General features: G+C 72.0%; 20 protein-coding genes. 8 read left to right on the plus strand and 12 right to left on the minus strand.

Annotated features, from left to right (window positions below; all coding sequences use genetic code 11):
* Window positions 1-369, minus strand: coding sequence for a hypothetical protein (locus ACNF49_RS38905; RefSeq protein ID WP_482940789.1), 369 nt, complete (start codon window positions 367-369; stop codon window positions 1-3).
* Window positions 370-374: 5 nt separating this feature from the next.
* On the minus strand, window positions 375-920 hold the full coding sequence (locus tag ACNF49_RS38910) for a TetR/AcrR family transcriptional regulator (RefSeq protein ID WP_357971269.1): 546 nt from the start codon (window positions 918-920) through the stop codon (window positions 375-377).
* Between the two features lie 76 nt (window positions 921-996).
* On the opposite strand from ACNF49_RS38910, the gene ACNF49_RS38915 reads away from it, so the two are divergent.
* Window positions 997-2,025, plus strand: coding sequence for a fatty acid desaturase family protein (locus tag ACNF49_RS38915; protein WP_482940790.1), 1,029 nt, complete (start codon window positions 997-999; stop codon window positions 2,023-2,025).
* Window positions 2,022-3,548 (plus strand): MFS transporter, encoded by a 1,527-nt coding sequence (locus ACNF49_RS38920; protein WP_482940791.1) that lies wholly within the window; start codon window positions 2,022-2,024, stop codon window positions 3,546-3,548. Before ACNF49_RS38915 ends, ACNF49_RS38920 begins: the two co-directional genes overlap by 4 nt.
* On the opposite strand, the gene ACNF49_RS38925 is transcribed toward ACNF49_RS38920, so the two are convergent.
* The gene (locus ACNF49_RS38925; RefSeq protein WP_357971272.1) at window positions 3,545-4,081 is read right to left on the minus strand and encodes a TetR/AcrR family transcriptional regulator; all 537 of its coding nucleotides are present in this window, start codon (window positions 4,079-4,081) and stop codon (window positions 3,545-3,547) included. The genes ACNF49_RS38920 and ACNF49_RS38925 overlap by 4 nt on opposite strands.
* Window positions 4,082-4,217: 136 nt before the next feature.
* On the minus strand, window positions 4,218-4,826 hold the full coding sequence (locus ACNF49_RS38930) for a TetR/AcrR family transcriptional regulator (protein WP_482940792.1): 609 nt from the start codon (window positions 4,824-4,826) through the stop codon (window positions 4,218-4,220).
* A gap of 62 nt (window positions 4,827-4,888) precedes the next feature.
* Between ACNF49_RS38930 and ACNF49_RS38935 the strand changes: the two genes are divergently transcribed.
* A complete protein-coding gene (locus tag ACNF49_RS38935; protein ID WP_357971274.1) occupies window positions 4,889-5,029 on the plus strand; it encodes a hypothetical protein in 141 nt (46 codons plus the stop codon).
* A gap of 115 nt (window positions 5,030-5,144) precedes the next feature.
* Here the strand turns inward: ACNF49_RS38935 and ACNF49_RS38940 are convergent, their stop codons facing one another.
* The 4 genes from ACNF49_RS38940 to ACNF49_RS38955 all read right to left on the minus strand — a co-directional run bounded on the left by ACNF49_RS38940 (window position 5,145) and on the right by ACNF49_RS38955 (window position 8,511).
* The gene (locus ACNF49_RS38940; protein ID WP_357971275.1) at window positions 5,145-5,594 is read right to left on the minus strand and encodes a helix-turn-helix domain-containing protein; all 450 of its coding nucleotides are present in this window, start codon (window positions 5,592-5,594) and stop codon (window positions 5,145-5,147) included.
* 113 nt (window positions 5,595-5,707) lie between these two features.
* On the minus strand, window positions 5,708-6,559 hold the full coding sequence (gene mppR / locus ACNF49_RS38945; RefSeq protein ID WP_482940793.1) for an enduracididine biosynthesis enzyme MppR: 852 nt from the start codon (window positions 6,557-6,559) through the stop codon (window positions 5,708-5,710).
* Between the two features lie 33 nt (window positions 6,560-6,592).
* On the minus strand, window positions 6,593-7,831 hold the full coding sequence (locus ACNF49_RS38950) for an aminotransferase-like domain-containing protein (RefSeq protein WP_482940794.1): 1,239 nt from the start codon (window positions 7,829-7,831) through the stop codon (window positions 6,593-6,595).
* Complete coding sequence (locus tag ACNF49_RS38955; RefSeq protein ID WP_482940795.1) at window positions 7,828-8,511, minus strand: aminotransferase class I/II-fold pyridoxal phosphate-dependent enzyme; 684 nt, start codon at window positions 8,509-8,511, stop codon at window positions 7,828-7,830. The genes ACNF49_RS38950 and ACNF49_RS38955 overlap by 4 nt, the downstream gene beginning before the upstream one ends.
* 717 nt (window positions 8,512-9,228) lie before the next feature.
* On the opposite strand from ACNF49_RS38955, the gene ACNF49_RS38960 reads away from it, so the two are divergent.
* On the plus strand, window positions 9,229-10,650 hold the full coding sequence (locus ACNF49_RS38960) for an ArnT family glycosyltransferase (protein ID WP_482940796.1): 1,422 nt from the start codon (window positions 9,229-9,231) through the stop codon (window positions 10,648-10,650).
* A 5-nt stretch (window positions 10,651-10,655) separates the two neighbouring features.
* On the opposite strand, the gene ACNF49_RS38965 is transcribed toward ACNF49_RS38960, so the two are convergent.
* Genes ACNF49_RS38965 through ACNF49_RS38975 form a run of 3 tightly spaced genes read right to left on the minus strand, consistent with a single transcriptional unit; the run spans window position 10,656 to window position 14,088 of the window.
* Entirely contained in the window at window positions 10,656-11,195 is a 540-nt protein-coding gene (locus ACNF49_RS38965) for a flavin reductase family protein (RefSeq protein ID WP_357971280.1), read from the minus strand.
* The gene (locus ACNF49_RS38970; protein ID WP_482940797.1) at window positions 11,192-12,499 is read right to left on the minus strand and encodes a cation:proton antiporter; all 1,308 of its coding nucleotides are present in this window, start codon (window positions 12,497-12,499) and stop codon (window positions 11,192-11,194) included. The genes ACNF49_RS38965 and ACNF49_RS38970 overlap by 4 nt, the downstream gene beginning before the upstream one ends.
* Window positions 12,496-14,088, minus strand: a complete 1,593-nt coding sequence (locus ACNF49_RS38975) for a tryptophan halogenase family protein (RefSeq protein WP_357971282.1) — start codon at window positions 14,086-14,088, stop codon at window positions 12,496-12,498. Before ACNF49_RS38975 ends, ACNF49_RS38970 begins: the two co-directional genes overlap by 4 nt.
* Window positions 14,089-14,525: 437 nt before the next feature.
* On the opposite strand from ACNF49_RS38975, the gene ACNF49_RS38980 reads away from it, so the two are divergent.
* The 3 genes from ACNF49_RS38980 to ACNF49_RS38990 are packed head-to-tail and all read left to right on the plus strand — an operon-like array spanning window position 14,526 to window position 16,579.
* Complete coding sequence (locus ACNF49_RS38980) at window positions 14,526-15,431, plus strand: ArsR/SmtB family transcription factor (protein ID WP_482940798.1); 906 nt, start codon at window positions 14,526-14,528, stop codon at window positions 15,429-15,431.
* Between the two features lie 20 nt (window positions 15,432-15,451).
* Window positions 15,452-15,664, plus strand: a complete 213-nt coding sequence (locus tag ACNF49_RS38985) for an MbtH family protein (protein ID WP_357971284.1) — start codon at window positions 15,452-15,454, stop codon at window positions 15,662-15,664.
* 3 nt (window positions 15,665-15,667) lie between these two features.
* Window positions 15,668-16,579, plus strand: a complete 912-nt coding sequence (locus tag ACNF49_RS38990; RefSeq protein WP_357971285.1) for a TauD/TfdA family dioxygenase — start codon at window positions 15,668-15,670, stop codon at window positions 16,577-16,579.
* 11 nt (window positions 16,580-16,590) lie between these two features.
* Here ACNF49_RS38990 and ACNF49_RS38995 read toward each other — a convergent pair whose 3' ends face one another.
* The gene (locus ACNF49_RS38995; RefSeq protein WP_482940799.1) at window positions 16,591-17,634 is read right to left on the minus strand and encodes a hypothetical protein; all 1,044 of its coding nucleotides are present in this window, start codon (window positions 17,632-17,634) and stop codon (window positions 16,591-16,593) included.
* A 251-nt stretch (window positions 17,635-17,885) separates the two neighbouring features.
* Here ACNF49_RS38995 and gntD point away from each other — a divergent pair, with 251 nt between their 5' ends.
* Window positions 17,886-18,914, plus strand: coding sequence for a guanitoxin biosynthesis L-enduracididine beta-hydroxylase GntD (gntD, locus tag ACNF49_RS39000; protein ID WP_482940800.1), 1,029 nt, complete (start codon window positions 17,886-17,888; stop codon window positions 18,912-18,914).
* Window positions 18,915-18,917: the final 3 nt, after the last annotated feature.

An 18,917-nucleotide genomic window follows, 5' to 3' on the forward strand; every position in this document is an offset into this window, starting at 1 on the left:
TCACGATCGTCGGCCCAGGGCCTGGGCAGCGCCGGATGTCGGCGACCGGCTGACCGCGTCCAGGGCCGGCCCGGAGGCTCCCTCCGAGAGCAGCCCCACCTCCCTGAGCCCCTCCTCGTATCCGCCCTCCGTACAGGTCCAGAACCGCTCGGCGGCATCGACGACCATCAGCCGCCGGTCGACGCTCCAGGCTTCGATCATGTCCAGCAGGACGCGTCCTTCGGCCGCCCAGGTCTCCGGTGAACCCAACGCGATCACCTGGGCCACTCCCCTGGCCAGCAACCGCGCCTTGGCCGTGCGTTCCGCGGCGCCCAGCCCGTTCACCGCATCCACGATCATCAGGCCCTGACGCAGGGTGAGTGGCGGCATCGTGGTCATCCGGCGGCGCCGGACCGTACGGCACGCAGCGCCTCCGTCAGCGTCTCAGCGGTGGGGGCGCGGTCGGGATCGATGAGGTGCTGCAGGATGAGCCCCGTCAGCAGGGTCAGGCACAGGGCTCCGATCGCCTGCCGCGTGGCCCGCGGCAACGTCGCCTCGGCGAGCCAGTGGGACAGCTCCTGGCGGGCGGTCTCCTGCGCGTCGGCCAGCGCCTGCCGCAGTTGTGGCCGGCGCTCGGCCTGGGCGAAGACCTCGATGTTGGCCACGAAGACGGGACGGTGCAGGTCGAGCAGCTCGATCGCCCGCCGCCACACGGACTCCGGCACGTCCTCCGCAAGAGCTTGACGCAGCTTGTCGGCCCACTCGGCGGTCGCCTCGAGCATGGCCTCGACCAGCAGCGCGTCCTTCGAGCCGAAGTGGTAGCCGATGGAGGCCAGGTTGGCGCCGCTGGTCCTGGCGATGTCACGGGCCGTGGTGTGGGCGTAGCCGCGTTCCTGCAGGCAGCGTTTGGCGCCCTCGATCAGCTTGTCTCGCTCCTTCATGCCGCCACCTTATCCAAACAAGCGTCACAAACAAGTGTTTTGCACGTTTGCGCCAAACGTGTGTATGTTCGGCGGCATGGCACAAGCATCCGCAACGGCCACGGCCGTGAGCGACTTCAGCCGACTGTCCAGCCGCATCAGGCAGGCCGGGCTCCTCGACCGCCGCCCCCGCTACTACCTGGTACGGCTCAGCGCGGTGACCGGTCTCTACCTGGCAGCCGTGGCGGCGTTCTTCCTGCTCGGCGACTCCTGGCTTCAGGTGCCGCTGGCCGCCCTCCTCGCGATCGTCTTCGCACAGGTCGCGCTCGTCCTGCACGATCTGGCCCACCGGCAGATCTTCACCGGCCGGCGCCCCACCGAGGTCCTCGGGCTCCTCGGCGGCAACCTCGCCATCGGGCTCGGCTACGGCTGGTGGATGAACAAGCACACCCGCCACCACGCCAACCCCAACCACGAGGACCTCGATCCGGACGTCGTGCCCGACGTCCTGGTGTGGTCCCCGGAACAGGCACGCGACAGCCGCGGCCTGGCCCGGCTCATCGGCGGCAGGCAGGCGTTGCTCTTCTACCCGCTGCTGCTGCTGGAGGGGCTCAACCTGCACCTGGGCGGCATCCGCGCCCTTCGGCGGCCCTGGCTGAAACACCGCGTCGTGGAGGGCGCGTTGCTGCTCGCCCACTTCGTCCTCTACCTGGGCGCGCTGGCCTGGGTCCTGTCGCCGGGCAAGGCGCTGGTCTTCTTCGCCGTGCACCAGGGACTCTTCGGCCTCTACATGGGCTGCGTCTTCGCCCCCGGGCACAAGGGCATGCCCACGCTCACCGGCGAGAACGAGCTGGACTTCCTGCGCAAGCAGGTGCTCACCACCCGCAACGTGCGCGGTGGCCGGTTCGTCGACCTCGCCATGGGCGGGCTCAACTACCAGATCGAACACCACCTGTTTCCCCATATGCCCACCCCCAACCTGCGTAAGGCCCGACCCCTCGTACGGGCCTACTGCCGCGGGCTCGGCCTGCCGTACCACGAGGCCGGTTTCGTGGCCTCGCACGGCGAGGCCCTCCGCCACCTGCACCACGCCGGTGCTCCCCTCCGCGAGAAAGGCCGCTCATGAGTGCCGGACGCAAACAATGGATCGGACTGGCCGTCCTGGTCCTGCCCGTACTTCTGATCTCCGTCGACCTGCACGTTCTGTCGTACGCGCTGCCGTTCATCAGCGCCGATCTGGCGCCGAGCGGCTCCCAGCTGCTGTGGATCATCGACATCTACCCGTTCATGCTGGCCGGGCTCCTGTTGCCGATGGGCGCGCTGGGCGACCGGGTGGGACGGCGACGGCTGCTGATGGCCGGCGCCGCCGCGTTCGGCGCGGCCTCCGCGGTCGCCGCGTTCTCCCCCAGCGCCGACCTGCTGATCGCCACCCGGGCCCTGCTCGGGGTGGGCGGCGCCACCCTGATGCCCTCGACGTTGTCGCTGATCCGCAACATGTTCCACGACGACGGCCGGCGCCGGATCGCCATCTCCATCTGGACCGGCGCGTTCGCCGGCGGCGCCATGCTGGGCCCGCTCATGGGCGGCGCGTTGCTGGAGCACTTCTGGTGGGGCTCGGTGTTCCTGGCCAACCTGCCGGTGATGGCGCTGCTGCTGGTCCTCGCGCCGCTGCTGCTGCCCGAGTCCCGTGATCCGCGTCCGGGACGGTTCGACCTGTTCGGGGTTGCCCTGTCGCTGGGCGCGATCCTGCCGACGATCTACGGGATCCAGCACATCGCACAGGACGGCCTCAGCGGGCCGCCGGTGCTGGCCATCGTCGCCGGGCTGGTGTCGGGCGCCGCCTTCGTCCGGCGCCAACGCGCGACCGCTGACCCGATGCTGGACGTGCGCCTGTTCGGCAGCCGCGCCTTCACCGCCGCCGTCAGCGCGAACACCCTCGGCGTCTTCGCCATGGTCGGTTCCAGCCTGTTCACCACCCAGTATCTGCAGATGGTCATGGGCGCCCGGCCGCTGATCGCGGGACTGTACGCGCTGCCGTCAGCGGGGACGGCGATGCTCGCCGCCGGACTGGCCCCGATCCTGGTGCGCAGGATCCGTCCCGGGCTGGTGGTCTGCGCCGGGTTGCTCATCGGTGCAAGCGGTTTCGCCCTGTTGTCCCAGCTGGAGGTGACCGGCCGGAGCGGTCTGCTGATCGCCGGGATCATGCTGATGGCCGGCGGCGTCACCCTCGTCCTGACGGTCTCCGCCGACCTGATCATCGCCACCGCGCCGCCGGAGCGCGCGGGGTCGGTCGCCGGGTTGTCGCAGGTGGCCACCGAGTTCGGCGGCGCGCTCGGCATCTCCCTGCTAGGCAGCATCGGCACCGCCGTCTACCGGGAGCACCTCAGCGACGCCGGCGCCCCCGCAGCGGCCCGCGACACCCTCGGCGGCGCCCTGGAGACGGCGCGGCAGCTGACGGAACCGGACGCGACCGCCCTCGCCGCCGCCGCCCGCGAAGCCTTCACACAAGGCCAGCATTACGCCATGATCGCCGCGGCTGCCGTCCTGTGCCTGATGGCACTGCTCGCGCCCGTCCTGCTGCGTTCCGTACGGCGAGCGAGCCGGCCGCAGCCCGAGCCGGACCACTCCGGACGGCACGCGATGCGTTAGCCGTCGGCCGCCGCGCCCAGCGACCGGATGCCCGCGGCCAGCTCGTGAGCCGTCGGGGCGTGGTCCGGGTCGATCTGCCACCGCACCAGCAGGCCGATGAACAGCGTCAACAACACCTGCGCGGCCGCCTCGTCCTGACGTGGCAGGCGCTGGGCCAGCTCACGCCGGGCCAGTGCCTGCCCTTCGGCCAGGCTGGTTCGTACGTCGGGAAGATGAGGCGCCTGCGCCAGCGTCTCGACGTTGGCGCGCCACACCATCGGACGGGAGCGGAAGGACGCGATCAGTTCCGCCCAGAACGCCTCGAACCACTCCTTGGAGTCGTCGGGGAACGCCTTCAGGACCTCCGCGACGGCTTCGCCGGTCACTTCGATCATCGCCTGGGTGAGCAGGGCGTCCTTGGACCGGAAGTGATAGTTGATCGCGGCGAGGTTGCTGCCGGAGACGGCCACGATGTCCCGGACGGTCGTGCGTGCGTACCCGCGCTCGGACAGGCACTGCTTGGCCGCGGCCAGCAGATCGTCAGGAACTCCCACGCGGGCGATCCTACCAAGGTCACAGACAAACGTTTCAAACAACCGTTCCGAGCGAGCCGGCCTCCTGCGGCGCTCGCCGTCGCCACCCGCACGTCCCGCCCATCAAGGCGTCGCTTCCGACAACCGCCGACACGCCTCAGCGGTTCGTCGTGGCGAAGACGCGGGCGAGCTGGTGGTCGATCATGGCTACGGCGTCTGCGGCGGACCGCCGCCCCAGCAGGACGCTCGACCGGATCCCCTCGGCGCCCGCCAGCAGGAACGCGGCCTCGGCCGCGGCGTCGACGTCCCGGGGCGCCTGGCCGAGCTCCTGCCCCTGCGCGATCAGGCCGGCGACGAGGTTCTCCAGCGCGAGCGGCGCGTCGCGGGCGACCTCGGCCAGGGCGGGGTCGGCGAGGAAGCGGACGAAGTAGGCGGCGTACACCAGATGCCGGTTACGCCGCTCCTCATCCAGCGGCAGCAGCTCGAGCAGCACTCCCCGGACGATCGCCCGCATGCCGGGCGCGTCGCCGAGCAGCGCGAGGCGTTCGCGGGCCCGTCGCTCGGCGTCGTCGTTGAGGATCTTCAGCGCTCCGAGCAGCAACTGGTCGCGGGTGCCGAAGTAGTACTGCAGCAGCCGGGCGGAGACCCCGGCCTCGGTGGCGACCTGTCTCAGGGTGACGTCCTCCAGACCGCCACGGGTCGCCAGGCGCCATACGGCTTCGGCGATCTGGCGGCGGCGCTGATCATGGTCCACCTGTCTCGGCATGCCATCCGTCCCTTGCGAAGCGGCGCCTGGCCGACCGGCTCGTCGGGTACTGGACCAGGTTCGTGCGAACCGGCGACCCCAACGGCGCGGGCAGTACCGGATGGCCCCGGCTGGACGCCGCCGACCGCGCGCTCGCGCTCGCTCCTGAAGCGGTACGGCCGATCAACCTGAGGACCGCCCACCACTGCGGCCTCTGGTTCTGACGGCCGGCTGACGACGGGAGACCTCAGCAGCCCGCTGCTCCCCATGGGGCCGCGGTGGAGCCGTTCGTGGCGTTCGGCGTGGTGATCGCGCCGGTCCTGTTCGACGCGTCGCGGGTCACTCTTCGGGGGCGTCGCCCTCGGCGGCGTCGGGCAGCCCTTCGAGCTCGCGTACGCGCTCGACCATCTCAAGGATCGCGGTCAGGCTCTTCGGCGAGAGCCCGGCCGCCCGCAGCGCGATGCCCCGGACGGAGGCGTCGCGCATCGCGGCGAGCAGCGACAGCTCGGCGTCGATGCGCTCAGCCGCCTCGTCGTCGAAGAAGTAGGCGGGCGGGACGCCGAAGAATCCCGCGAGCGCTTCGAGATGGCGCTTGGTGGGGTTGTCGCGCAACCCCTTGCGGAGCTGCCAGATGTACGTGCCCGAGATGGTGGGCCCGCCCGCCGCCCGCAGCGCGTCGGCGACGTCCTCGAAACTGTATTCGCCGCCCTCTCGCGAGTGGACTGTGCGGAACAGGTGGTCCAGCTTCGCCGCTAGGGTACGGCGTCCCTCGGACGGGGTGTCGGGCATGATTCCTCTGCCGGATGCACGGAGGCGGCTGGGTGGAGAAGGGGACGCTGCTGCGAGCATACCAGAGGAATTAACTTCAGTTGACGACCGAATAGCGTTCCGTTAACGAGAGTCTACGCCGGCTCCAGTGCCCGGCCATGGTGCAGCGTCTCCGCGTACGAGAAGACGTACCCCCGGCCCACCTCGACCGGGGCCAGTTCGGCCAGGTCGGAGTCCGGCACGTCGGGGAAGCGCACCTCGGCGCGGCCCGTCCAGATCTCCGAGAACTCCACGTCGCTCACCTCCGAGGTCACCAGCCGCGTCACCGGTTCCTCCGCCGGGAGCCAGGCCGGGAACAGCCGCGTGTGCACCAGCGGGACGGTGTGCAGGCGGGGCGGCCCGTCGGCGCGGCCCTCGACGGTCACGGCCGCCTCGGCGACGCGCCTGCCGCCCGCCGACAGCGCGGCGTCGAAGCGGCCTCCGGGGGCGAGCCTGGGCCCCGCCCTGCCGACCCGGGCCGGCCTGATCTGGTGCACCTGACCGAACTGTTTGGGCATGCCCTGGATCCAGCCGCGTACCAGCGGCACCGGCTCGTCCACCCAGGCGAACGGGCAGCGGGCCAGGGGGCGGCCGCGATACTCGCAGGCGAGCAGGATCAGGAACTCGGCGAACCGGCAGCGGGCGGGGTCGGCCAGCTCGGCGCCGTCGGCGGAGCACCACTGCCACTCGGCGAAGACCGCGGCGGCGGCTCCCGGGTCGGGGCCCAAGGTGAGCTCCGGCGGCAGGAAGCGGGCGGCGGCCTCGGGGTCCACGCGGTAGTCGGCCATGATGACGTCACCGGAGAAGTGCCAGGGCGGCGGGGTGACCATCGCCGCACGCCCCGAGGGCGAGAGCGGGAGCGTGTAGCCGTGCGGGGACGCGCCGCGCGACGGCAGAGCCGGCGGGGACGCGGCGGGCTCGGGTGCGGTGCGCGGGGGTGCGGTCATCAGGGGGTCATCTCCTGTCGGGGCATCGGATTCTCAGGTCTCTCGGGGGATCGCGTTCCAGACCTCCGCCAGCCGTTCCGCGGCGGCGGCCAGCTCGTCCGGGCGGTTGAGTCCGTACGCGAGCCGTACGGCGCCCGCCGCTCCCCCGCCCGAGCCCGCCGCCGAGCCGGGGACGGAGGCGGGGACGGGAGCGGGGGCGAAGCGGGAGCCGGCGGCGACCAGGACGCCCGCGCGGCGGGCGGCGGCGAGCAGCCCCGCTTCCCCGCGGTCGGCACGCACCCACACGAACAGGCCGCCGGCGGGCCGGTCGATGGCGAAGCCGTCGCCGAGCCGCGCCGTGAGGACGTCCACCAAGGCGTCGCGCCGTTCGCGCAGGCGTTCGCGCAGCCAGAGCAGGTGGCGGTCGTAGTGGCCCCGCTCCAGCAGGGTGGCCACGGCCAGCGAGGTGGTGTGGTTCGGGCAGCCGCCGCTCTGGAACACGCCATGGGCGGCCAGCCGGTCGGCCACGGCGGGCTCGGCCGTCAGCCAGCCGAGGCGCAGCCCGGGGGCCAGGGACTTGGAGAAGGTGCCCAGCCTGATCACGCCCTGGTGCCCGTCCAGGCAGGCCAGGGCGGGCGGTCCGGCGTCGCCGTCGAGGCGCAGGTCGGCGTAGGCGTCGTCCTCGACGATCGTCGTCGCGTGCCGGCGTGCGACGGCCAGCAGCTCGCGGCGGCGACCGAGCGGCACGACCCGGCCGGTCGGGTTGTGGAAGGTGGGGTTGAGGTACACGAAGGCCGGGCGGATGCGGGTCAGGGCCGCGTCGAGAGCCTGCGGGTCCATCCCGCAGGCGTCCCCTGGCACCCCGTACGGCCGCAGGCCGCAGTCGGTGAGGATGAGCCTGCCCAGGTCGTAGCAGGAGTCCTCGGCGAGCACCGCGTCGCACGGCCGGGCCAGGGCGGTGGCGAGCAGGTGCAGCGCCTGCGAGGTGCCGGCGGTGACCAGCACCCCACGCGGCCCGCCCGCGCCCCCGCGGGCGGCGAGCGCCGCGCGCAGGGTGAGCGCGCCGCGGTCGTCGCCGTACGCCAGGGCGGCCGCGCCGTAACCGGTCATGGCCTCGGTGTACGCCTCGGCCAGCAGGTCCACGGGCAGCAGGCCGGGGCCGAGGTAGCCGGGGCCGAGGTCGGTCGTGCCGGGCGGCGCCACCGACTGCACGACGCCCGCCTCCCACCGCAGCGCGTGTGACCCGGGCCCGGCCCGCCCCCGCCCCGGGGACACGGCGGGGGTGAGGCTCATCGGGAGGACAGGACGAGGCGGAGGGCCCGCGTCGCCTCGTCGAGCGAGGCGGCCGGCCGGGCGAGCGCCACGCGGAGCATGTGGTCGCCCTCGGCCGGGTCGGCCCAGTGGAACTTCTGGCAGGGCAGCAGGTACACGTTGTGCTCGCGCAGCGCGGACCACACCTCCAGCGACGAACGCCGCCCGAGACGGACCCGTTCGACGCTGGCCCGGCTGGCGGGGTCGGGGAAGTCGACGTCCGGCAGGCCGGCGAGCGAGCGCCGCACCAGCGCGCGGTTGCCGGCGATGAAGCGGTGCAGGTCGGGCAGGCCGCCGTCGGCGGCGTCCTCGGCGAAGCGCTGCACCAGCGCCAGCACGAGCGGCGAGGCGCCGAGCAGGATGTCGGAGTAGACCTTGGCGACGGGCAGGCCGGGCCTGGCCGAGGTCACCAGCCAGCCGATCTTCAGCTCCAGCGTGGGCCAGAGCTTGCCGGTGTCCTCGATGACGATCCAGCGGCAGCCGCTGTCCTCCAGCACCCGGTAGTGGTCGAAGTGGGCCCGGGGGTCGAAGCCGCGGAACGAGGTGTCCAGTGTCAGGACGACGTCGTGCTCGGCGCACTGGGCGGCCAGGGCGCGCAGCCGTTCCTCCGTCACCACGCGGCCGGTGGGGTTGTTGGGCGTGGTGACGAAGACGCAGCTCACCGCGTCGAGCAGGGCGCGGGGCAGGTCGCCGCCGTGCAGGACGTCCTCCTCCGAGGGGGAGCAGGTTCAGGCCCACGCCGCGCAGGATGTCGGGGATGTTGTCGAACGTCGGGTGGATCAGCGCGACCGTGTCGCCCTTCTGGGCCAGGGCCCTGGCGAAGATCTCCATGGCCACCGAGGAGGAGTAGCAGGCGAACACGCGGCCCTCGCCGACCGGGTGGCTGTGCTGGCCGAGCAGGCCCAGGTACGCGCGGCAGGCGTCGAGCTCCACCTCCTCGGGAGCCCGCGCGGCGGCCTTGGCGAACAGGTTGGGCAGGTCGTCGATGATCCGCGCCTGGCTCGCGGTGAGCGCCTGCCGGGCGTGCCCGTCGGCGAGGTTCAGCGGGCTGTTCAGCGCCAGACATTCGAATTCGGTGAGATTGTTCGCCTGGAGTTCCTGCATCACATTCACCTCACGTGCGTTTTGGAGTGGGATACCCGGACGCAAAATAAATCGCTCAATTCGTTTCCGTCAATGCGTGCCGGAGGACTCGGCCGACGAGCTGTGTGTTTTCCGGACGAGTCAATTCCGTTGTGTCTTCATCGACTCGATGGGAGGCTGCGACCAGCGGTTACACCTCCACACAAACGCTGGAAGGGGTTCTCGTGGACACCGTCGCAACTCTTTCTCCACCCCGGGCGGAGACATCTCCGAAAAGGGCCGTCATCGGTCTTTCGGTGGTCACCGTCGCGGTCCTCGCGGTTTTTCTGGCGTTCGCCGGCGGCCCCGGCTACTACGTCGACGAGCTCTATTTCCGGGTCGCCGGCGAGCACCTCGCGTGGGGGTACGTCGACCAGCCGCTGCTCGTCCCCCTGCTGGCCCGGCTGCAGATCGTGCTGTTCGGCGACTCGCTGACCGCGATCCGGGTCGTGCCGGCGCTGCTGACCGCCGTGTCGGTGCTGGTCACCGGGCTGATCGCGGGCGAGCTCGGCGCCGGACGCCGGCTCCAGGTGCTGACGGCGTGCGTCTGCGCCGCCACGCTGGCCACGCTCGCCGCCGGGCACGTGCTGCACCCCACCGCCGTCGACCACCTGGTGTGGGTCACGGCGTGCTGGCTGGTGATCCGCGTCCTGCGGACCGGCGACGAGCGGCTGTGGCTCGCCGTGGGCGCGATCGTCGGCGTGGGGCTGCTGGCCAAGTACCTGGTGGTGCTGCTGGTCGTCGCCCTCGCGGCGGGGCTGCTCGTCGCCGGGCCGCGGCGCGTGCCGCGCGGCGGGTGGCTCCTGGGCGGCGCCGGGGTCGCGCTGCTGATCGCCTCGCCCGGACTCGTCTGGCAGGCCGCGCACGGATGGCCGCAGTTCACGATGGCGGGCGAGATGTCGGCCGGGCCGGCGGGTGCCGTCAACTTCCTGGTGGGCCAGGTGCTCATGATCGGGCCCTTCCTCACCCCGGTCTGGGTGATCGGGCTGGTGGCCCTGCTCCGGCGGGCGGAGTGGCGGCCGTACCGGTCGGTCGCCGCGGCGTACCTCGTCGTGGCGCCGCTGCTGATGCTGCTCGGGGCCGAGCCCCGCTACACCGAGGGGCTGCTGACCGTGCTGGTGGCGGCCGGGTGCGTGCGGGCGGCGACGCTCGGCCGCCGCCTGTGGCTGGGGGCGGCGGCGGTGCTCAACGGGGTGCTCGCGGCGCTCATGGTGCTGCCGGTCCTGCCGATCGCCACGTACGCCGGGAACCCGGTGCTGGCCGTGCTCGGCGAGGAGCAGTTCGGGGAGACCGGCTGGCCGGACCTGGCCGCGCAGGTGTCCGCCGTCCACCGCGCGCTGCCGGAGGACGAACGGCGGCGGGCCGTCGTGTACGCCCAGAACTACGGCGAGGCCGGGGCGCTGGCCCGGTACGGCGGCGCGTACGGGCTGCCCCGGACCTACAGCGCCCAGAACTCCTACGCCGACTTCGGGCGTCCGGCCGACGGCGTGGACGTGGTCGTCGCGGTCGGGGTGGACCGGGCGTCGTTCTCGGCGCTGTTCGGCCGGTGCGAGGCGCGCGGGCGGCTCACCTTCGCCGTCCCGCACTTCGAGGAGGGCAAGGAGCTGCTGGTGTGCCGGGGGCCGCGCCTGCCGTGGGCGCAGACGTGGCAGCGGTTGCGGTGGACGGGCACCTTCTGAGCCGGTCATGACGGCTCGGTCCCCGGACGCCAGGACGAGTAGGCGCGCAGGCCGTACAGGAGGGGTACGGCCGGCGCGCACCGCTCGATGCCGTACACCTCGCCGAAGACCACGATGTGGTCGCCGGCCTCCACGGTCCTGGCGACCCGGCAGTCGGCGACGGAGTGGGACTCCTCCACCAGGTGCGGCCCGCCGTAGGCGGGGCGGGCGGACCAGCGGACCCGGTCGAAGCGGTCGGCGGCGCCCGAGGCGAACAGTTCGGCGGTGTCGCGGGCGTGGGCGTGCAGCAGGTTCACGGTGAACTGCGCCGTCTTGAGCATGGCGTGCAGCGTGGGGCTGAGGCTGCGGGCGCAGACCAGCAGCGTCGGCGGGTCGAGGGTGACGCTGCACACCGACGAGCAGGTCATGCCGCGGGGGCGGCCGTCGGGGTCGGTCACGGTCACGACGGCGACGCCGCTCGGGAAGGTGGACATCAGCGACCGGAAACGGTCGGGGTCGACCGTCGGCGTCATGGGCAGGGCCTCCACCAGCGGGAGATCCGTCATCGCAAGCCTCCGTTCTGTGCGACGGGTACCGGGGCCGTCCCGCGCGGCCGTCGCGGCCGCTGGAGGAGGGCGTACGACGGGCCGGTCGCCGCCGTGGTCACCAGCGCCATGACGGCGAGCGCGAGGAACATGGCCGGGGTGAGGATCCCGGCCTCGTGGCCGATCTGCAGCGCGACCAGCTCGGTCAGCCCCCGGGTGTTGAGCAGCACGCCCAGGCGGAGCGCCGTCCCGGGCGGCTCGCCGCCGAGGCGGGCGCCCGCGTACGCGCCCCCGGCCTTGCCCACCATGCCGAGCAGCGTGACCAGGACGATCGCCGGCCAGGGGGCCACCGCGAACGGCTCGGCGAACACGGTGAACCCGGTGACCACGAAGAACACCGGGACGAGCAGCCGCCCGGCGCCCGCGACCAGCCGCACGGGCCCTGCCCACGGGTCCTCGCCCCCGCCCGCGGCAGGCCCATGGGCGGGAGCCGGGGCCGTCAGGGGCAGGGCGAGGGCGGCGAGGGCCGCGCCCAGGATCTCGGTCAGCCCCCACGAGCGCATCGCCGCCGCGGCGGCCAGCGCCCAGACGGCGAGGAGCACCGCCGCCGCCCGCGGGGCGCGGGCGGGCAGGCGCAGGAGCGCGGCCGTGCCCAGCGCGCGCCGTACCGCGACCGCACCCGTCAGGGCCGCGGCGGTGACGGCGACGAGCACGGCCACGTTCCCGAGGCCGCCGGTCGCCAGGCTCACCGCCAGCGCGATCAGCAGCCAGGCCACCACGTCGGTGACCGTGGCGACCGTCATCGACAACGCCCCCACCCGGGTGCCGACCAGGTGGGCTTCGGACAGGATCCGCGCCAGGACGGGGACGGCGGTGACCGACAGCGACACCGCCAGGAAGACGACCAGCGCGGACGCCGGGGCCGTGCCGCGCAGGCCGGGCTCGTCCCCGGCCAGCGCCCACACGGCCACGGCGGCGCCGGCCAGCATCGGGACGGTGAGCGCGCCCGCCGCGGTCCAGCCCACCGCCCGGCCGCGGACGAGCGGCGCGGCCAGGCGCAGCTCGTGGATCACGCCGACCAGGTAGAGCACCAGGCCGGCATGCCCGCACCAGCTCAGCCAGTCGAGGGGCAGCGCCCGCGCGGCGCCGGGACCGGCCACGGCCACGGCCAGCGGGCCCGCCGCCATCCCGAGCGCCACCTCGCCGATCACGGCCGGCTGGCGCAGCACGCCGGCCAGCCGCCGCCCTGCCCAGGCGAGGAGGAGGACCGCCGCGAGCAGGACGCCGAACAGGGCGATCCGCGCCGGTCCCTCGGCCGGGATCATCGTGTCCGGCTCAGCTCGGGTCGCCGTCCGGGCATGGCGTCGCCGTTGAGGGCGGCGATGTACTCGTACTGGCTGGGCAGTTTGGCGACCAGCGCCTCGGCCTGCTCGCGGACGAGCCGCAGCTCACGTTCCGCGCGGCCGTGGTCGAAGTGCCGCAGCGCGGGCGGGGCCTGCACCGGGACGCCGCCGAGCCCGAGCAGCATGGCGATGTAGGAGTAGGACTCGAAGCCGTGGTAGTGCGGGAAGATCGTCTCGTTGTCGGGCAGGCGCGCCTGCCACAGCTCCAGGCGTTCGGCCAGCCCGTCGGGCAGGGGCCGGGTGGCCGCGTCCTTCCAGTAGTCGTTGTCGGAGCGGGCGGCGGCGTGGTAGTGCAGCGCGAGGAACTCGCGCACGCCGTCCATGACGTTGCCGACCTGGTGGTTGTACGACTCTCGCAGCCGGTCGTCCCAGCGGTCGGCGGGGAAGTGCTTGACCAGTTGCTCGACGGCGTTCTGGATGAAGAACAGGCCGGTCGACTCCAGAGGCTCGACGAAGCCGCTGGACAGGCCGACGGCCACGCAGTTGTTCACCCAGGAGCGCTCGCTGCGGCCGATCCGCATGCGGATGTGGTTGGCCTCCAGGTCGTCCGCCTCGGGGCCGACGAACTCGCGCAGGGTGCGCTCGGCCTCCTCGGGGGTGCAGTAGTCGCCGGCGTAGACGTAGCCGGTCCCGACGCGGCCGTACAGGGGGATGGTCCAGATCCAGCCGGCGTCCATGGCGGTGGCGGTGGTGCAGGGGCGCAGGCCGCGGCCGGCCATGTCGGCGGGCACGCGCAGCGCCACCGCCCGGTCGTTGGGCAGGCTGTCCTGGTAGGAGACGAAGGGGACGGACAGCGCCTTGTTCAGCAACATGCCGCGGAAGCCGGTGCAGTCGATGAACAGGTCGCCGGACAGCTCGCCGTGCTCCTTGGTGAGCACGTGGTCGATCCAGCCGCGCTCGTCCAGCCGGACGTCCACGACGTCGTCCAGGACGTGCCGGACGCCGCGCTCGGTGCCGAACCGGGTCAGGTAGGAGGCCAGCAGCGCGGCGTCGAAGTGGTAGGCGTAGGGGAACTGGGTGTTCTGCTCGGTCAGGGTGGTGCGGTAGGCGCGCTCGTCGGCGTTCTCGGTGAAGTCCTGCTCGAACAGCTCGCCCGACAGGTAGCGGGGCGAGCGCTTGGCCTCGCACAGCCAGCTGATGACGAAGCAGTCGCGGTCGAAGCTGCCGCCGGGGCGGGCGTCGAGCCACCAGTCGGTGAGGGGGAAGCCGTCCACGACGCGCAGGCGTTCGAACGGGTGGTAGAAGTGGTGGCCCGGGGCGCGCCAGTTCTCGAACCGGATCCCCAGCTTGTACGTGGCGTGACACGCGGGCATCCACTCCCGCTCGTCCAGCCCGAGATAGTCGAAGAAGTGGCGGATCGTACTGAACGTGGCCTCTCCCACGCCGATGGTCGCGATGTTCTTCGACTCGACCAGAGTGACGGCGATTCGGTCGCCGAATGCCGCCCGGAGATATGCGGCGGTCATCCAGCCCGAGGTGCCACCGCCCACGATGACGACGTTCTTTACCATTCTTGAGCCCTTGTCCATGGCGTCGGGAAACGCGCGTCGGGAAGAACCGGAAATAGGACGGGAAGTGCGCCGACCGCCCTTTTTCGAGCGTGCCGGACGGTCCCGGCCGATTTCCAGCTCATTGACGCCGGAGCTAAACAGGGCGGTCAGACGGGTGGTGGCGGCACGGCCCCGCGGCCCGGCATGCGCCCCCTGTGCAGGGCGTTCACGGTTGCCCACAGGCGGTCATCAACTGGTGTAGATGCGAATTTCTTGATCCACCAACGCCAGTTGACTTCCCAACTGCCTCCGAGTTAGCTTGAGCAAAACTGGGGGCTCCCACCGCGGACGCCCTCATCGCCCAAGCCGCCCTGATCCACGCGGCCACCGCGTCGTGCGCATTTCTCCCGCGGCGCGGCGTGATCGACGAACCCGGAAAATGCGAAATGGGAGCCGCGGTGCTGCGGATTCATTTCACGGTCGAAGACCTGGCACGTCTCCGCATGGCGGCGACCCTGGGCCCGGTGACCGAGAGCGTGTTCGCCCTCGACCTGTTCGCCAGAAGCGGCGGCGCGGTCCACGGCGAGTGGCGCAGGGACGTGCGCGAGCGCATGAACGGCACGGCCGGCCAGGTGGATCGGCTGGCCCGCGAGCGCCGGCCGCTCGGCGACCTGCTCGGCCTGCTCGACCGCTCCCCCGGCGAGCCCGGCTTCCGCGCCGGGGACGCCGCCGTCCCGTGGGCGACCGCGACCGTGCTGGCGTTCTGCCGGGCCGCGGTGCTGCCGTACTGGGGTCGGGTGCGCGCCTACCTGGAGCTCGAACGGGAGACGTTCGGCCGTATCACGATCACCAACGGTGTCGAGTGCCTGCTGGACACCCTGCACCCGAAGCTGGTCTGGAACCCGCCGGTCCTGGAGGTCCCGCACGACGAGGACCGCGACGTGTACCTCGACGGCAACGGCCTGCTGCTCAGCCCCTCGTTCTTCCTCCAGGTCAGGCACTGCCTGTTCCTGGACAGGGAGCACGAGACGGGGCTGCCCGCGCTCGTGGTCTCGGTCCCCTGGACGCCGGCCGTGCTGTCGGACCTGGTGGCCGAGCCCATGGCCGACGACGAGGCGCTCGGCGCGCTCGTCGGGCACACCCGGGCCGCGGCCATGCAGGCGCTCATGGACAGCTGCACCACCGGCGCGCTGTCCGAGCGGCTCGGCATCTCCCTGGCCGGCGCCAGCAAGCACGCCACCGTGCTGCGCAAGGCCGGGCTCATCACCACCGCCCGCAACCGCAACACGGCCCTGCACACGCTGACGTCGCTGGGCATGGCGCTGCTGCGCGGCGGCGGACACCTGATCTCACAACGCAACTGACCTTCACGGGAGGACGCACGATGAGCACGAACCCCTTCGAGGACCCCGACGGCATCTACCTGGTGCTCGTCAACGACGAGGGACAGCACTCGCTCTGGCCGGCCTTCGTGGACGTGCCGGCCGGATGGGCGGTCGCGCTGCCCGAGACCGACCGGGAGCGCGCGCTCGGCTACATCAACGAGAACTGGACCGACATGCGGCCCAAGAGCCTCATCGCGGCGATGGAGGAGTGAGCCGTGCTGATCGTCGAAGGCGGCGGCGAGCCCGTCCAGGACCGGATCAGGGCCGGGCACCGCGCGCTGCGCGAGAGCCTGACCAGCCACGGGGCGCTGCTGTTCCGCGGCTTCGAGGTGGGCGGCGTCGAGGGGTTCGACGCCGCCGTGCGCGCGTTCTCCGGGACGCCGCTGGCCTACACCGAACGGTCGTCGCCGCGCAGCGTGATCAAGGGCAACGTCTACACCTCGACCGACTACCCGCCCGAGGAGGAGATCTTCCTCCACAACGAGAACTCCTACCAGGCCGTCTGGCCCATGGTGCTGTTCTTCCACTGCATGCGGCCGCCGGAGTCGCAGGGGGCCACGCCCCTGGCCTCGACGCGGGAGGTGCACGACACCCTCGACCCGGCGGTGCGCGAGGAGTTCGAGCGGCGCGGCTGGATGGTCGTGCGCACCTACGACGACGAGCTCGGCATGCCGTGGTCGGAGGCGTTCAACACCTCCGACCGGGACGAGGTCACCGCGTACTGCGAGCGCAACGGCGTACGGGCGACCTGGCTCGGTGACGGGCGGCTGCGCACCGAGGCCGTACGCGCGGCGGTGCACCGGCATCCGGTGACCGGTGAGCCCGTCTGGTTCAACCACGCCACGTTCTTCCACGTCACGACGTTGCCCGAGGCCGTGCGCGAGGGGCTGCTGGAGATGTGCGGGGAGGAGGGCCTGCCGAGCAACACCTACTACGGCGACGGCGGCGCCATCCCCGACGAGGTCACCGACCACCTGCGCAAGTGCTACCGGGCGGCCTCCCGCCGCTTCGACTACGCGGCCGACGACCTGCTCGTCATCGACAACATGCTCACCTCGCACGGGCGCGAGCCGTACACGGGGCCGCGGCGGATCGCGGTCGCCATGGCGGAGCCGTCGCGGTCGTAGCTCCCGGAGCCTCAGCCGTCCCGGTCGTCGTTCCCGGCCCGCGCCCCCGGCCCGTCGCCGGCGTCGCGGGCCGGGGCGGTTCTGCGCAGGTGCCGGTTCGTCGTGCCGAGCACGGCCAGCACCAGCAGGTCAGCGACCAGCCCCGGCACCGCGGAGAACTGGTTCACGATGAACGCGAACACCTGGCCGAACAGGATGTCGACCAGGAGCGCGAGGTAGAGCGCCTGGAAGGCGGCCGCCCGGTTCCACCGTAACCGGGCCGCGCCCCACAGGCTGAGCAGCACCGTCACCGCCGCGGACGCCGCCAGGCCGATCACCGCTCCCCACTCCCGTTCCTGGCCGAGGGAGTCGTAGGAGCTCTCCAGGGCCAGCCCGGCCAGGGGCAGCGGGGCCCGTACGGCGAGGTAGACCACCGCGAGCACCACCACGACCGGCCGCCGGCACAACCGCTCCAGCCAGGCCAGGGCGGCGCGCACGGCGGGGAAGCGGGGCGGTTCGCTGGAGGGCACCATGCCGAGCAGCCGGACCGTGGCCGCGTCGAGCGGGTCGCCGGAGTCCTGGACCAGGCGGATCGCGCTGCGCCGCTGCTCGACCGTCAGCCCGGAGGTGACGCCGACGAGGGCGGCGTGCAGGGCGTTGGCGGTCCGCTCGGCGCCGGTGTAGCCGGTGCGGCCCTTGAGCCACTGGGCCAGCACGACAAGGACGGCGAAGACCAGGTAGATGATGCCGGCGGCGGGCCGGTAGAAGTAGTCGTTGCGCTCGGTGACGAACTTGCCGACCTCGTCGAGGAACGTGCCGAAACCGGCCCCGCCGAGCAGCGCGCCCCACGTCCTGGCCCGCTCGCCGAGGAAGGCGAGGGTGAGGCCGAGCCCGACCGCCATCAGCAGGCCGCCCCACAGGACGTGCGCGATGTGCAGGTCGCCGGTGCCGAGCTTCGGGTAGCCCGTGCTCGCCAGCCAGGTCCTGATCAGCAGCACCGCGCTGATCCCCGCGATGGCGAACACCTGCAGATGAGCCGCCGCACTGGTGATCCTTGCCAGTCGTGATCGGCGCACCGGGTCCTCCTCCGCTGTCAATGACGTCGTGGGAAGCGCCGACCAGGAGCCGGGTCGTCGGCGAATTTCACTTGCGCGGCGCTTCCGCCCGGGGGCCGACACCGGCGCGGGACGCTCGCTGATACCTTTTCGACGCTAGCACACCGGGTTCGTGACTGCCCTGTTTAGCTTGAGGCTCAAACACATTGAGCTCCGGCCCTCCGACGACCGAACCTTGACCGGACGGGTGTCGCCGAGGAAGGGAGCGAGTTGTGTCGACTTTCGAACTGCGGAAAGACGAGGCGACGGCGATCACGGAGCTGGCGGGCGAGCTCGCCCGACAGCATCCGGGAGTCGAGTCCGCGCAATTCCAGGAAATCGGCCGGGTTTATGCCGACGAGCTGCCAAGACGCCTCCGCGCGGAGTTGCACGATTTCCGGCTGGCCGAGCCGTCGGGCCTGCTGGTGATCTCCGGGCTGCCGGTGGACGACGCCGCGCTCGGCCCCACTCCGCAGGACTGGAAATCGCGTCCCACGCCGTCGCCGACACTGTCGCTGGACATCGCGTTCTACCTGGTCATGAGCCTGTTGGGGGAGCCGATCGGCTGGGTGACACAGCAGGACGGGCGCATCATGCACGACGTTTTCCCGATGCGCGGCTTCGAACGCGAGCAAATCGGCTGGAGCAGCGCGGAAACGCTGGTCTGGCACACCGAGGACGCCTTCCACCCGCTCCGCACGGATTATCTCGGGCTGTTCTGCCTGCGTAATCCCGACAAGGTGGAGACGACCTTCGCCGAGGTCGGTTCGATACATCTCGACGAGGCCACGGAAGCCTTGCTCCGGGAGCACCGATTTCTCATTCTGCCGGACGACTCGCACCGTCCGGAGAATCGTGCCCCGGATCGGGACGACGACCCGAGGGTGGCCGACCTGAAACGCCGCAGTTATCGCCAGGTCGAAAGCGCGCTGACCGATCCGAAGCCGCTGCCGGTGCTTTTCGGCGCGCCGGACGACCCGTATCTCTGCGTCGATCCGCACTATATGCAAGGAATACAGGGAGAGGCCGAGGAGAAAGCGCTCGCCACCCTCGCCGCGGCCGTGGACGCGGCCATGACCGGGATCGTGCTCGAACCCGGCGACATCTGCGTCATCGACAACTACAAGGCCGTGCACGGGCGCAAGCCCTTCCGCGCCCGGTTCGACGGGACGGACCGGTGGCTGCGCCGGCTGAACGTGGCCAGGGATCTTCGCAAGTCGCGCGAGTTCCGGCTGGACGCGCGGTCCCGCGTCATCTACTGAGGC

This window comes from Actinomadura sp. ATCC 39365 (genome assembly GCF_054392275.1).